Below are 13,260 nucleotides of genomic sequence, written 5' to 3' on the forward strand. Positions count from 1 at the left end.
CCGTCTCACCCGAGCAGCGGCAGTTCGGAGAACTCGTAGCCCTCCCAGATGCGCCGCGACCGCTCCTCCGGGTACGCCGTGACCGTCGGCTGTGCGTCGAGGATCTGCACCTGCCGTCGCCCGGTGTCGTAGGCCGGCCAGCCCGGGTCCCCGGTCCGGGCGAACGCCGTCCAGGACGCACGGAAGCGGGCCGAGAGCGCCTCGGCCTCCGGTGTCGGGTCCGCGCCCGCGAACAGCAGGGCGCCGAGGTCGGCGGTGAACGTGCCGAACACCAGCGGGATGTCGAGCCCGTGGCAGGCGCACAGCACTCCCCCGCTGCCCGGGGCCGGCCAGGTCAGTTCGTACGCGAACGCCCGCCCGCCGCCCGCCGTCTGCGCCTCGGCCAGATGCAGCGTGGGCATGCGGAAGAGCCAGTCGGACTGGATCCGCTCGTACATCTCGTCGGCCGTGGTGTCCGGGAACGCGTCCCGGTAGGCCCGCTCGCCGTCCGGGCCCGGCGCGAGCAGCCGCAGGGCCCCCGTCACCTGCTCATCAGTGATCTTCCCGAGCATTCCGCCGAGGACCAGGAACAGCTGGAACTCCTCCCGGTTGTGCCCGGTGACCAGATCGATGTCCCGGCCCGCGCCCGACGCCAGCGCCCGCCAGGGCGTGGTGGGCAGCACCTCGCCGTCGACGACCGGGGAGAAGGGGGTCGCGGTGGGGGCGGCCTGTCCCCACCGGTCCTGGTACTGGGCCATCTTGGCGCCCAGCGCCTCTCCCACGTCGGTCAGCCGGCGGGGGTCCACGGCCGCCAGAGCGGCGGCCGTCGGGGACAGCCCCGCCTCCGCGGCGAGAGCGGTCGCGATGTCCCGCGCCAACTCGTCCGAGAAGTACGTGCCCGGCACGCTCTGGGCGATCGCCCGCCGGAACAGTCCGGCCGCGCGGGGCATGGCCAGCAGCGCGGCGACCGAGCCGGCGCCGGCCGACTCGCCGAAGACGGTGACCTGGTCGGGGTCGCCGCCGAACGCCGCGATGTTGTCCCGCACCCACTCCAGGGCCGCGACCTGGTCCAGCAGGCCCCGGTTGGCGGGAGCGTCGTGGATACGGGCGAACCCCTCCACGCCGACGCGGTAGTTGAAGGTGACGACGACGAGGTCGCCGTCCCGGGCGAGGTGCCGGGCGTCGTAGCCGGGGCTGCCGGCGTGGCCGACCTTGTAGGCGCCGCCGTAGATCCACACCATGACCGGTCGGCGGGCGGCCGGATCGAGGTCCGGTGTCCAGACGTTGACGGTCAGCCAGTCGTCGCCGAGCGCGGCGTCGACCGGGCGGGCACGGCCCTGGATCCCGGCCTCCTGCGGGGGCGGCGGGCCGAACCTGTACGCCTCGCGGGTGCCGTCCCAGGCGCGCACCGGCCGCGGCGCCGCGAAGCGCCCCTCGCCCACCGGTGGCTCGGCGAACGGGATACCGCGGAAGACCGCGAGTCCGTCCTCCCGGCGTCCGCGGACGGCACCGGCGGCGGTGCGCACCACGGGAGCGGACGTGTCGGCGCCCGGAGCGAGGGACCCGGATGACGTCATCGATGACCTCCACTGCTCGATCGCGAGAAACGGCGCACGGTGTGCCCGTTCCCGTAACGAACGGCGCGCGGCGGGTGATCCCGTCACCACGGGACCACTCCGCCGCGCACCCGGCGGACGCCGGGGAAGTTCTCGGCGATGACCGCGGCGGCGGGCAGGCCGAGGGCGCCGCCGACACCGAGCGAGGCGCTCATCATCGCGGTCGCCGAACCCAGCCGTTCGGCGGGCAGTTCGTCGCGCATGATGCTGATGCCGAGCGGGATGACACCGGAGGCGAGGCCCTGGAGGGCGCGTCCCACGATCACCGGGGTGAGGGCGTCGCTGAGGGCGACGGTGACCGAGCCGGCGACCAGCATCGCGAGCCCGGTCAGCAGCATGCGGCGCTTGCCGTACATGTCTCCGAGGCGGCCCATCACCGGGGTGGCTGTCCGAGGAGGAGGCGCCCAGGAGCTTCGGCAGCTCGGGGACGATCGGGATCACCAGGATCTGCATCAGCGAGACCACGATGCCGCCGAAGGCGGGCACCGCGACCAGGACGTTCGATCTCGGCGCCGCGGACGGCCCGGCCTCGGCGGGCCGGGCGGGTGCGTCGGACATGAAGGGTGCCTTCGTCGGAGCGCAAGCGTGATTGACTCAGTCAATCTTAAGTCGATTGATTGACTTAAGCAAAGGAAATCCTCTGCGAGAGCCCCTCCTCCGGTGGCGGGCCGCTGCGGCCGGTACCGCGCCCGACGGGAGCGGTACCGGCCGGGCGCGGATCAGTACAGGGTCTGCACCGCCGCCGCGTCGTACGACTCCAGTTCGTCGAACCGGCCCGCCAGGACCTTCGCCGCCCACTCGGGGTCCTGGAGCAGGGCTCGGCCCACCGCGACCATGTCGAACTCCTCCGCCTCCAGGCGGTCCAGGAGGTTGTCGATGGCCTTGACCGGGGCGCCGTCGCCCTGGAAGGCGTTGATGAAGTCGCCGTCCAGACCCACCGAGCCGACGGTGATGACCTGCTTGCCCGTGAGCTTCTTGGTCCAGCCCGCCAGGTTGAGGTCCGAACCGTCGAACTCCGGCAGCCAGTAGCGGCGGGTGGAGGCGTGGAAGACGTCGACACCGGCCGCGGCCAGCGGGGTCAGGATCGCCTCCAGCTCCTCGGGGGTCTCCGCGAGCCGGGCGTCGTAGGCGTCCTGCTTCCACTGCGAGTAGCGGAAGATGACCGGGAACTCCGGCGAGACCGCCTCCCGTACGGCGGCCACGACCTCCGCACCGAACTTCGTACGGGCCACGGGGTCGCCGCCGTAGGCGTCGGCACGGCGGTTGGTGCCCTCCCACAGGAACTGGTCGACAAGGTAGCCGTGGGCGCCGTGGATCTCCACACCGTCGAAGCCGATGCGCTCGGCGTCGGCCGCGGCCTGCGCGAACGCGCCGATCACGGCGTCCAGGTCGGCCCGGTCCATGGCCTTGCCGGTGGCCTCGGTGGCGCCGATGCGCAGACCCGAGGGGCCGACGGCGGGGGCGTCGGCGAACGGCGGCCGGCCCTCCTCGCGGACCATGCCGACGTGCCACAGCTGCGGGACGATCGTGCCGCCCGCCGCATGCACCGCCTCGGCGACCTTCGCCCAGCCCGCCAGCTGCTCCTCGCCGTGGAAGCGCGGCACCCGGCTGCTCTGACCCGCCGACGCGTGGCCCACGTAGGTGCCCTCGGTGACGATCAGACCGACACCGGCGGCCGCACGGCGGGCGTAGTACGCCGAGACGTCCTCCCCGGGGACGCCGTCCGTGGAGAACATGCGGGTCATCGGGGCCATCGCGATCCGGTTCGGGACCGTGAGGCCGTTGAGGGTGATCGGCCGGGACAGGATCTGGGCCGCGCGGGAGGCGGGAGAGGGGGCGACGGTCACGTGGGCTCCTCGTGGGTGACGCTGCTAACCGGTTGGTATGTGCACACGCATTGTTGCATCCCATAAAACAACCGCCGAGCGGTACCTCGCATTCCGCGTCCCCGGCCCACCACGGCGTGACCCCGGACACGCCCGAGGGCGGCACCCCCTGTCGAACAGGGGGTGCCGCCCTCGGTCAGGACGGTGATCGACCAGGTCGATCAGAAGTCCATGTCACCGCCCGGCATGCCGCCACCGGCGGGCGCGGCGGCCTTCTCCGGCTTGTCGGCGATGACGGCCTCGGTGGTGAGGAACAGCGCGGCGATGGAGGCGGCGTTCTGCAGCGCGGAACGGGTCACCTTCGCCGGGTCGATGATGCCTTCCTTGACCAGGTCGACGTACTCGCCGGTCGCGGCGTTCAGGCCGTGACCCGGGGTCAGGTTGCGCACCTTCTCCACCACGACGCCGCCCTCGAGGCCGGCGTTGACGGCGATCTGCTTCAGCGGGGCCTCGAGCGCCAGCTTGACGGCGGCGGCACCGGTGGCCTCGTCGCCCTCGAGCTCCAGCTTCTCGAAGACCTGGGAGGCCTGGAGCAGGGCCACGCCACCACCGGCGACGATGCCCTCCTCGACGGCCGCCTTCGCGTTGCGAACGGCGTCCTCGATGCGGTGCTTGCGCTCCTTGAGCTCGACCTCGGTGGCGGCACCGGCCTTGATGACGGCCACGCCGCCGGCCAGCTTCGCCAGGCGCTCCTGCAGCTTCTCGCGGTCGTAGTCGGAGTCGCTGTTCTCGATCTCGGCGCGGATCTGGTTCACGCGGCCCTGCACCTGCTCCGGGGAGCCGGCGCCGTCGACGATCGTGGTCTCGTCCTTGGTGATGACGACCTTGCGGGCGCGGCCCAGGAGGTCCAGGGTCGCGTTCTCCAGCTTGAGGCCGACCTCCTCGGAGATGACCTCGCCGCCCGTGAGGATGGCGATGTCGCCGAGCATGGCCTTGCGGCGGTCGCCGAAGCCCGGGGCCTTGACGGCGACGGACTTGAAGGTGCCGCGGATCTTGTTGACGACCAGGGTCGACAGGGCCTCGCCCTCGACGTCCTCGGCGATGATCAGCAGCGGCTTGCCCGACTGCATGACCTTCTCCAGGAGCGGGAGCAGGTCCTTGACGGAGCCGATCTTGGAGTTGGCGATCAGGATGTACGGGTCGTCGAGGGACGCCTCCATACGCTCCATGTCGGTGGCGAAGTACGCCGAGATGTAGCCCTTGTCGAAGCGCATGCCCTCGGTGAGCTCGAGCTCCAGACCGAAGGTCTGCGACTCCTCGACGGTGATGACGCCTTCCTTGCCGACCTTGTCCATGGCCTCGGCGATGAGCTCGCCGATCTGGGTGTCGGCGGCGGAGATGGAGGCCGTGGAGGCGATCTGCTCCTTGGTCTCGACGTCCTTGGCCTGCTCCAGCAGGGCGGCGGAGACGGCCTCGACGGCCTTCTCGATACCGCGCTTCAGAGCCATGGGGTTGGCACCGGCCGCCACGTTGCGCAGGCCCTCGCGGACCAGCGCCTGGGCGAGCACGGTCGCGGTGGTCGTACCGTCACCGGCGACGTCGTCCGTCTTCTTGGCGACTTCCTTGACCAGCTCGGCGCCGATCTTCTCGTACGGGTCCTCGAGCTCGATCTCCTTGGCGATGGAGACACCGTCGTTGGTGATCGTGGGGGCGCCCCACTTCTTCTCGAGGACGACGTTGCGACCCTTGGGGCCGAGCGTCACCTTCACGGCGTCCGCGAGCTGGTTCATGCCGCGCTCGAGGCCGCGCCGCGCCTCCTCGTCGAACGCGATGATCTTGGCCATGTGAAGTGGTCCCTCCAGGACTGGGGGTGATTACTTCGGACCGCGCCCGCGCCCGCGACGGACGGCCCCGGCCGGTGGTTCCTTGCCCCACCCGGTCCGCGGCCTCACCGACCCGGTCCTTCTTTGTCACTCTCACCTTCAGAGTGCTAACGCCAATGATTAGCACTCGCCCCCTCCGAGTGCAAGACGCGCCCGCGAGGTGGGCTCGTCGGAGGGCGCGCAGAGGGCCTCGCCGCGACTGCCGTGCGCCCCCGCCGCGCGCCGGGACCCACCGGATTCCGGACAGACCGAGGGGCTCGCACCCCGTACGGGATACGAGCCCCTCGACACGTCGAACAATTCAGTCGTCGGCGCGCAACTCAGCCGGCCAGACGGACCATGTCCGCCTGCGGCCCCTTCTGACCCTGCGAGATCTCGAACTCGACCCGCTGACCCTCTTCCAGGGTGCGGTAACCGTCCATCTGGATCGCGCTGTAGTGGACGAATACATCCGCACCACCGTCGACCGCGATGAAGCCGTACCCCTTCTCCGCGTTGAACCACTTGACGGTGCCCTGAGCCATGCCTAACTCCCCTATTACTGGCCCTTGCACAGATCCACACTTCGCGGATCCGGGTCAGACCTCACCCCCCAACGGTTGGGGGCGTGCGCCGGAACGCGTCGACCGCGGCTGAATGTATCTGTCCAACTGCCGTGTGCAACAGGTCAATCGGACGAGAATTCCGGGCACGACCGGTCGGGAATGTACCGAGAATTCACCCGAATTCAGGGCAAGTCGGGCCCGACAAAAGGAATGGATGGCGCAAAACCCCTGCCCACTTTGGCTGCTTCTTGTCGGACGGGCGGCAGGGACACCGGTTGCCCGACCGGAAAACGGGGAGCGAGTTCCCCAACTGTACCGTGCTCAACCATGCAGAATTGCCCCCTCCGCTTGTCTCACGGAGAGGGCAATCCAGTGAACTCTCGGTGCTCGACCTTACCGAGGGTAATGGTCGCGCGGGGATGAACGGCCGTCAGCCGCCCGCGACAGCCGGGATGATGGAGACGCCGACGCCGTCCGGGGTGGCCGTCTCCAGGCCCTGCTCGAAGCGGACGTCGTCGTCGTTGACGTACACGTTGACGAAGCGGCGCAGCTTGCCCTGGTCGTCGAGGACGCGGGCGGCGATACCGGTGTGCTTCTTCTCCAGGTCGGCGATGACCTCGGCGAGGGTCGCGCCCTCGGCTGCGACCTCGGCGAGGCCTCCGGTGTAGGTGCGCAGGATGGTGGGGATGCGAACGGTCACGCTCATGCGAGGCCAGCCTCTCGGAAGGAGTCCAGGTTCGGACGGATCGTCGCGGTGAGGCCCGTGCCCGCCACCGCGTCCAGGGTCTTGAGACCGTCGCCGGTGTTGAGCACGACGGTCGTCTTCGTCGGATCGAGCACACCGCTCTCGATCAGCTTGCGGGTCACGCCCACCGTCACACCGCCCGCCGTCTCCGCGAAGATGCCCTCGGTGCGGGCGAGCAGCTTGATGGCGTCCACAATCTGCGCGTCCGTCACGTCCTCCACGGCCCCGCCGGTGCGGCGCGCGATGTCGAGGACATAGGGACCGTCCGCCGGGTTGCCGATCGCCAGCGACTTGGCGATCGTGTCCGGCTTCTGCGGCCGTACGACGTCGTGGCCCGCCTTGAACGCGGTCGACACCGGGGAGCAGCCCTCGGCCTGGGCGCCGAAGATCTTGTACGGGCGGTCCTCGACCAGCCCGAGCCTGATCAGCTCCTGGAGTCCCTTGTCGATCTTCGTGAGCTGGGAGCCGGAGGCGATCGGGACCACGATCTGGTCCGGCAGCCGCCAGCCGAGCTGCTCGGCGATCTCGTACGCCAGGGTCTTGGACCCCTCCGCGTAGTACGGCCGCAGGTTGACGTTGACGAAGCCCCAGCCCTCGCCGACCGGGTCGCCGATCAGCTCCGAGCAGAAGCGGTTCACATCGTCGTAGTTGCCCTCGATGCCGATCAGCTCGCCGCCGTAGACCGCGGCCATGACGATCTTGCCCTGCTCCAGGTCGTGCGGGATGAAGACGCAGGAACGGAAGCCTGCCCGGGCCGCCGCGGCACCCACCGCGCCCGCCAGGTTGCCGGTGGAGGAGCAGGAGAGGGTGGTGAAGCCGAAGACGCGCGCCGCCTCCAGCGCCTGGGCGACCACGCGGTCCTTGAAGGAGTGCGTCGGGTTGCCGGAGTCGTCCTTCACATACAGACCGCCGGTCACGCCCAGCTCGCGCGCCAGGTTGTCGGCCTTGACCAGCTTGGTCCAGCCGGGGTTGAGGTTCGGCTTGTCGGCGACGTCCGCCGGAACCGGCAGCAGCGGCGCATAGCGCCAGATGTTCGCGGGTCCCGCCTCGATGCGCTTGCGCAGCTCCTCGGTGTCGTAGCCCGAGAAGTCGTAGGCGATCTCCAGCGGGCCGAAACACTCCTCGCAGGCGAAGACCGGGCCGAGGGACACCCGATGGCCGCACTCGCGGCAGGACAGGGCGGCGGCGGGTCCGAGATTCACGGAGTCGGTGCTGCTTACAACTGACTGCACAGCCATGGCAGGCGAGGCCCTTTCTCCTCATCTTCCTCACGACGCATCTCGCCGTGAGACGGATTTGGCACCTTCCCTAGCCGGGAGCCTCGCGGAAACGATCACATGGATCTACGAGAACCGGCTGGAGGGTTGCCGGGGCTTCATCGGGCCGTGTCCCTCTGCCCCTCTGGATGAGCTGTATGCGGTTTTTTCACTGCTATGAGCAGCGGCGACCCCCGACATGCGATGGTCACCGGCGTTGTTCAAGACTGTAACCGAAGGCCAGGACAGTTGAGATAGTCGTCCGACCCGCGAGATGGATCACCGCATGTGAGGAGCCGCAGACCGTGCTGGAAGAAGTCGAGCGCTGGCTGAGCACCCGCTCCTGGTCCGTGACCGATCGCCCGATCCACCAGATGCTGGCCGCCAAACGCGCCTCGGGCTCGTCGGTCAGCGTGGTGCTGCCCGCGCTGAACGAGGAGGAGACGGTCGGCGAGATCGTCGCCGTGATCCGTCATGACCTGATGCAGCAGGTTCCGCTCGTCGACGAGATCGTCGTCGTCGACTCCGGTTCCACGGACCGCACTTCCGAGGTCGCCGCGGCGGCCGGCGCGACAGTGGTGCACCGCGACACCATCCTGCCGCGCATTCCGGCCGTGCCCGGCAAGGGCGAGGTGCTGTGGCGCTCGCTCCTGGTCACCCGCGGGGACATCGTCTGCTTCGTCGACGCGGACCTGAGGGAGTTCTCCTCGGACTTCGTCTCCGGGATCGTGGGCCCGCTGCTCACCGACCCGGGCGTGGACCTCGTGAAGGCGATGTACGACCGGCCGCTGGCCCTGCCCGGCGAGCCCGCCTCCGGCGCGGCGGCCGGCCAGGGCGGCCGGGTCACCGAGCTGATGGCGCGCCCGCTGCTCAACATGCACTGGCCGCAGTTGGCCGGCTTCGTCCAGCCGCTCGGCGGCGAGTACGCCGCCCGCCGCTCACTGCTGGAACGGCTCCCGTTCCCGGTCGGGTACGGGGTGGAGCTGGGCATGCTGGTCGACGCGCTGCATCTGGTGGGCCTGGACGCCCTGGCCCAGGTCGACGTCGGGGTGCGCCTGCACCGCCACCAGGACGGCCAGGCGCTGGGCCGGATGGCCGCGGAGATCTACCGCACCGCGCAGCTGCGGCTGGCTCGCGGCCATCTGGTGCGCCCCGCCCTCACCCAGTTCGAGCGGGTCGAGGGCCGCTTCGAGCCGCGGACGTACCCGGTGGACACGGAGGAGCGGCCACCGATGGCGGAGATCCCGGAGTACGCGCACCGGCGGGCGGCCTGAGCCGTCCGGGTCCGGGCGCACCCCGGGGGAACCCGGCCCACGGCCCCCCTTTGTATACGGTTCCGCAGACGGCCGAAGGGAACGTTTGAGCGTTTTCGGTGCGGGCTAGGTTTCGTGGCATGGCTTCGAATGCGGCTTCCGTTCTGGTGGCGTCCAACCGCGGCCCGGTCTCGTACGTGCTGGACGAGACCGGACAGCTCACGGCCAGGCGCGGCGGGGGCGGACTGGTCTCCGGCCTGTCGGCGATCGGCCCCGACACGGACGCGGTGTGGGTCTGCTCCGCGCTGACCGACAGCGACCGGGAGGCCGTACGGCGCACCGCGGGCAGGCTCGATCCGGCCGACACCGGCGGCCAGCGCGTACGGATGCTCGACATCGACGCGCAGGTGCACGCGGACGCGTACAACGGCATCGCGAACTCGGTCCTGTGGTTCGTGCACCACATGCTGTACCAGACACCGCTGGAGCCGGTCTTCGACGCGGAGTTCCGGCGGCAGTGGGCGGCCTACGAGACCTACAACCGGGCGTTCGCCGAGGCACTGGCCGAGGAGGCCGCCGAGGGCGCGGCGGTCCTGGTCCAGGACTACCACCTCACCCTGACCCCCCGGATGCTCCGCGAGCTGCGCCCCGACCTGCGGATCGGCCACTTCTCGCACACGCCGTGGGCACCGCCGGAGTACTTCCGTCTGCTGCCCGACGACATCGCCGCGCAGGTGCTCGGCGGGATCCTGGGCGCGGACCGGGCGGCGTTCCTCACCCAGCGGTGGGCCGACGCGTTCACGGACTGCTGCCACGCGGTCCTCGGCCCCGGCATCCCCTCGGGCACGCGCATCGGCGTCCACGGGCTGGGCGCCGACGCCGAGTTCCTGCGCGAGCGGGCGCACCGGCCGGATGTGGACGAGCGGATGTGGGCCCTGCGGGAGCAGATCGGCTCGGCCCCCGACGGCATGCCCCGCAAGTCGATCGTGCGGGTGGACCGCACGGAGCTGTCGAAGAACATCGTGCGCGGGCTGCTGGCGTACGAGGAAATGCTCCGGTCGCGTCCGGAGTGGCGCGAACGTGTCGTCCATGTGGCGTTCGCCTACCCGTCCCGGCAGGACCTGGCGGTCTACCGCGACTACACGGCGGAGGTCCAGCGGGTGGCGGCGGAGATCAACTCCCGTTACGGCACCCTCGGCTGGACCCCGGTGGAACTGCACGTCAAGGACGACTTCGCCCGCTCGCTCGCCGCGTACCGGCTGGCGGACGTGGCCCTGGTGAACCCCATCCGGGACGGCATGAACCTGGTCGCCAAGGAGGTGCCGGTGGTCTCGGACGAGGGCTGTGTGCTGGTGCTCTCCCGGGAGGCCGGGGCGTACGAGGAGCTGGGCGAGGACGCGGTGACCGTGAACCCGTACGACATCGTGCGCACGGCCCAGGCGCTGCACGAGGCGCTGTCGATGAGTCCCGCGGAGCGCGCGGAACGCACCAAGCGGCTGGCCGCGCAGGCCACCGCGCTGCCCCCGGCCCGCTGGTTCCTGGATCAGCTGGCCGCGCTGGAGGGCTGAGGACCGCGCCCGGCGGGACCGCGGCCCTCAGTCCCTCGAGGCCTCAGGGGCGGTCCGTCATGCGGTCGCCAAGAGCGGTCACCAGTCCTACGACGCCTTCCGGGCCGTCGACCACGAGGTCCGCCCGGTCGGCCAGTTCGGTGACCTCCTCGCTGCCGCTGCAGACGAGCAGGCCGGGTACGCCGTCGGAGCGGAGTTTCTCGACGGCGGCGAAGGCAGGGAGGTCGCCGAGGTCGTCCCCCACGTACATGACCGCTCCGGCGCCCGTCTCCCGGACGTACTCCGACAGGGCCACTCCCTTGTCCATGCCCGGCGGGCGCAGTTCCAGGACCAGGCGGCCGGGTTCGACGATCAGTCCGTGGCGGGTGGCGAGGTCGGTGAGGGGTTCGCGCAGGGCCTCGAAGGCGGCCTGCGGATCGTCGGACCGGCGGGTGTGCACGGCGACGGCGCGCCCCTTCTCCTCGATCCAGGTGCCGCGCCAGGCACCGATCTCGTCCAGGAAGCCGGGGAGTTCGGCGCGGACGGCGGCGACCCCCGGGTGCGGGGCGGGGGCGTTGACGGTGCCGGTGCGGGCGTCCCAGCGTTCGGCGCCGTAGTGGCCGAGGACGACGAGGTGGTCGAGTCCGGGTACGCCCGCGAAGCCGCCGTGGCGGACGGCGACGCCGGCCGGGCGACCGGTGACCACCGCGACGGAGGCGACCTTGGGGGCGAGCGCCGCGAGGGCGGGGACCGCGTCCGGGTGGGCGCGGGCCTGGTCGGGGTCGGGGACGATCGGGGCGAGCGTCCCGTCGAAGTCGAAGGCGAGTACGGCCCGCTCGGGACGGGCGAGGATGGCGTCGAGACCGTCGCGCCCGGCCGGGGTGACGGGCGTCGGCAAGGAGTCCGTATGGCTGCCCATGCGTCGACCCTATCCGCGCAGGACCGGACCCACTCCCGACTCCGGCAGACGCACCGGCACACGCGCCGCGCACCCCGGCGCGCCCCGCTCCCGGCAGTGCGCGCTCGGCGCGGTCAGCACTCGGCGCGGTCAGCGCTCGGTGCGGCGGGAGTCGCGGACGCGGCGCAGGCGGTTGACGGTGACCGGGGCGTGGGCGAGCGCCCTCGGGTCGTCGAGGAGGGCGTTGAGCAGCTGGTAGTACCGCACGGGGGCGAGGCCCAGCTGCTCCCGGATGGCCCGCTCCTTGGCTCCCGGCCCGGAGAAGCTGCGCCCCTCCAGGGCGAGGACGGCCTTTTCTCGGGGGTTCAGCTCTTCCATGGGGGAACGGTAGCCGCAGGGGCCGACAGAGCGGACGGCTCAGCCGGTGGCGCTGTCCGCCGTCACCGCCGCCCGCTGGATCCGGTCGAGGACGGCCGACGGGCTGCCGTCCGGGCTGACGGCCCCACCGATCTCCTTCTTGATCTGGGCGCTGACGCCCGCCCAGGACGTCTTGCCGACCGGGTACAGCTCCGCGCTGGGCAGCTGCTGAAGGAAGGGCTCCAGGTCGGCGTCCCGCGGGGACGCCGCCATCGCCTCCTGCGCCGAGCTGGTGACCGGCAGCAGGTCGTACTCGCGCGAGAAGTCCAGCACGTTCTTCTCGTCGTACGCATAGTCGAGGAACTCGCGGACCTGGTCCTGGTGGCCGTTCTGCTTGAAGGCGGTCATCCAGTCGGTCACACCCATCGTGGACTTCGCCCGTCCGTCGACCCCCGGCATCGGCACCATGCCGAAGTCCACGCCCTTGGCCCGGGCCATCTTCATCAGGGAGGGGTGGCCGTTGAGCATGCCGACCTCGCCGCGGGTGAAGGCGGCGAAGGCGTCGGCGCGGTTGAGCCGGCCCGGCGGCACCGGACCCGTCAGCCCCTTGCCGACCAGGTCGTCCTTCAGCCAGGTGAAGGTGCCCACGTTCTGCGCGGAGTCGATGTCGTAGGAGCCGAACCCGTCCAGATAGCCGGCCCCGCCGCTGAGCAGCCACTGCATCGTCTCGGCCTGCGCCTCCTCCGGGCCGAGCGGCAGCGCGTAGGGGAACTTCACCCCCTTGGCCTTGAGCGCCCCGGCGTCCGCCGCCAGCTCGTGCCAGTTCGTGGGCGGCTGAATCCCCGCCTGCGCGAACAGCGTCTTGTTGTAGAAGAGCAGCCGCGTGGACGCCGCGAACGGCATGCCGTACTGCGTGCGGTTCACCTTGCCCGCGTCGCTCAGCTCCGAGGCGAAGTCCGCCTGGACGGGGATGGAGAGCACCTCGTCCGCCCGGTAGAGCTTCCCCGCCGCCGCGTAGTCCGCGTACGCCCCGATCTGCGCCATGTCGGGCGCGTGGCCCGCGGCCACCATCTCCTTGACCTTGCGGTCCACGTCGTTCCAGGAGTAGACGCTGACCTCGACCTTGGTCCCGGAGTGCTCCGCCTCGAAGCCCCGGACCAGGTCGTCCCAGTACTTCTTGGAGCTGTTGGCCGAGGAGTCACCGTAGTCCGCGGCCACCAGCCGCAGCGTCACGTCCCCCGAGCCGGACGAGCCCCCGCAGCCCGCCAGTACCGCTGTCATGCCCAGTGCGGACACCCCCGCGATCAGACCCTTGTGCCACGTCGTCCTACGCGTCCCGCGCCCCTGCACTGCTC

The 13,260-nt window shown here is 70.9% G+C and carries 12 protein-coding genes and 1 riboswitch; of the genes, 2 read left to right on the plus strand and 10 right to left on the minus strand.

Annotated features, from left to right (window positions below; translation table 11 throughout):
- Positions 1 to 5: 5 nt before the first annotated feature.
- From ACFYX0_RS13680 to thrC, 7 genes are all read right to left on the minus strand, one after another.
- Entirely contained in the window at positions 6 to 1,556 is a 1,551-nt protein-coding gene (locus tag ACFYX0_RS13680) for a carboxylesterase/lipase family protein (protein WP_388969987.1), read from the minus strand.
- An 83-nt stretch (positions 1,557 to 1,639) separates the two neighbouring features.
- Entirely contained in the window at positions 1,640 to 1,969 is a 330-nt protein-coding gene (locus ACFYX0_RS13685) for an MFS transporter (protein WP_388969989.1), read from the minus strand.
- Positions 1,970 to 2,314: 345 nt separating this feature from the next.
- Positions 2,315 to 3,442, minus strand: a complete 1,128-nt coding sequence (locus ACFYX0_RS13690) for an NADH:flavin oxidoreductase (RefSeq protein ID WP_388969991.1) — start codon at positions 3,440 to 3,442, stop codon at positions 2,315 to 2,317.
- 200 nt (positions 3,443 to 3,642) lie between these two features.
- The gene (gene groL / locus ACFYX0_RS13695; protein WP_234511055.1) at positions 3,643 to 5,265 is read right to left on the minus strand and encodes a chaperonin GroEL; all 1,623 of its coding nucleotides are present in this window, start codon (positions 5,263 to 5,265) and stop codon (positions 3,643 to 3,645) included.
- 359 nt (positions 5,266 to 5,624) lie between these two features.
- Positions 5,625 to 5,828 (minus strand): cold-shock protein, encoded by a 204-nt coding sequence (locus ACFYX0_RS13700; RefSeq protein ID WP_009339379.1) that lies wholly within the window; start codon positions 5,826 to 5,828, stop codon positions 5,625 to 5,627.
- A gap of 451 nt (positions 5,829 to 6,279) precedes the next feature.
- Positions 6,280 to 6,555, minus strand: a complete 276-nt coding sequence (locus ACFYX0_RS13705) for a MoaD/ThiS family protein (protein ID WP_388969993.1) — start codon at positions 6,553 to 6,555, stop codon at positions 6,280 to 6,282.
- The gene (gene thrC, locus ACFYX0_RS13710) at positions 6,552 to 7,832 is read right to left on the minus strand and encodes a threonine synthase (protein WP_388969995.1); all 1,281 of its coding nucleotides are present in this window, start codon (positions 7,830 to 7,832) and stop codon (positions 6,552 to 6,554) included. Before thrC ends, ACFYX0_RS13705 begins: the two co-directional genes overlap by 4 nt.
- A gap of 18 nt (positions 7,833 to 7,850) precedes the next feature.
- Positions 7,851 to 8,006: riboswitch (SAM riboswitch) on the minus strand.
- Positions 8,007 to 8,155: 149 nt separating this feature from the next.
- Here thrC and ACFYX0_RS13715 point away from each other — a divergent pair.
- Positions 8,156 to 9,124, plus strand: a complete 969-nt coding sequence (locus ACFYX0_RS13715; RefSeq protein WP_388969997.1) for a glucosyl-3-phosphoglycerate synthase — start codon at positions 8,156 to 8,158, stop codon at positions 9,122 to 9,124.
- 119 nt (positions 9,125 to 9,243) lie between these two features.
- Positions 9,244 to 10,671, plus strand: coding sequence for a trehalose-6-phosphate synthase (locus ACFYX0_RS13720; RefSeq protein ID WP_388969999.1), 1,428 nt, complete (start codon positions 9,244 to 9,246; stop codon positions 10,669 to 10,671).
- Between the two features lie 43 nt (positions 10,672 to 10,714).
- On the opposite strand, the gene otsB is transcribed toward ACFYX0_RS13720, so the two are convergent.
- The 3 genes from otsB to ACFYX0_RS13735 form a co-directional block, all read right to left on the minus strand.
- Positions 10,715 to 11,569 (minus strand): trehalose-phosphatase, encoded by an 855-nt coding sequence (gene otsB, locus ACFYX0_RS13725; protein WP_388970001.1) that lies wholly within the window; start codon positions 11,567 to 11,569, stop codon positions 10,715 to 10,717.
- A gap of 129 nt (positions 11,570 to 11,698) precedes the next feature.
- Positions 11,699 to 11,926 carry a DUF3263 domain-containing protein gene (locus tag ACFYX0_RS13730; RefSeq protein WP_355907250.1) on the minus strand — a complete coding sequence of 76 codons (228 nt, stop codon included), beginning with the start codon at positions 11,924 to 11,926 and terminating at the stop codon, positions 11,699 to 11,701.
- 39 nt (positions 11,927 to 11,965) lie between these two features.
- Positions 11,966 to 13,186: an extracellular solute-binding protein gene (locus tag ACFYX0_RS13735; RefSeq protein ID WP_388970004.1), complete on the minus strand. Its 1,221-nt coding sequence runs from the start codon at positions 13,184 to 13,186 to the stop codon at positions 11,966 to 11,968.
- Between the last annotated feature and the right edge of the window lie 74 nt (positions 13,187 to 13,260).

Source organism: Streptomyces sp. NPDC002573, from assembly GCF_042889625.1.
Classification (GTDB): domain Bacteria; phylum Actinomycetota; class Actinomycetes; order Streptomycetales; family Streptomycetaceae; genus Streptomyces; species Streptomyces gibsoniae.

Coding starts and splice junctions, on each gene's coding strand:
- ACFYX0_RS13680 (WP_388969987.1), bottom strand. CDS start 1,556: ATGACGTCATCCGGGTCCCTCGCTCCGGGCGCCGACACGTCCGCTCCC.
- ACFYX0_RS13685 (WP_388969989.1), bottom strand. CDS start 1,969: ATGGGCCGCCTCGGAGACATGTACGGCAAGCGCCGCATGCTGCTGACC.
- groL (WP_234511055.1), bottom strand. CDS start 5,265: ATGGCCAAGATCATCGCGTTCGACGAGGAGGCGCGGCGCGGCCTCGAG.
- ACFYX0_RS13700 (WP_009339379.1), bottom strand. CDS start 5,828: ATGGCTCAGGGCACCGTCAAGTGGTTCAACGCGGAGAAGGGGTACGGC.
- ACFYX0_RS13705 (WP_388969993.1), bottom strand. CDS start 6,555: ATGAGCGTGACCGTTCGCATCCCCACCATCCTGCGCACCTACACCGGA.
- thrC (WP_388969995.1), bottom strand. CDS start 7,832: ATGGCTGTGCAGTCAGTTGTAAGCAGCACCGACTCCGTGAATCTCGGA.
- ACFYX0_RS13720 (WP_388969999.1), top strand. CDS start 9,244: ATGGCTTCGAATGCGGCTTCCGTTCTGGTGGCGTCCAACCGCGGCCCG.
- otsB (WP_388970001.1), bottom strand. CDS start 11,569: ATGGGCAGCCATACGGACTCCTTGCCGACGCCCGTCACCCCGGCCGGG.
- ACFYX0_RS13730 (WP_355907250.1), bottom strand. CDS start 11,926: ATGGAAGAGCTGAACCCCCGAGAAAAGGCCGTCCTCGCCCTGGAGGGG.
- ACFYX0_RS13735 (WP_388970004.1), bottom strand. CDS start 13,186: ATGACAGCGGTACTGGCGGGCTGCGGGGGCTCGTCCGGCTCGGGGGAC.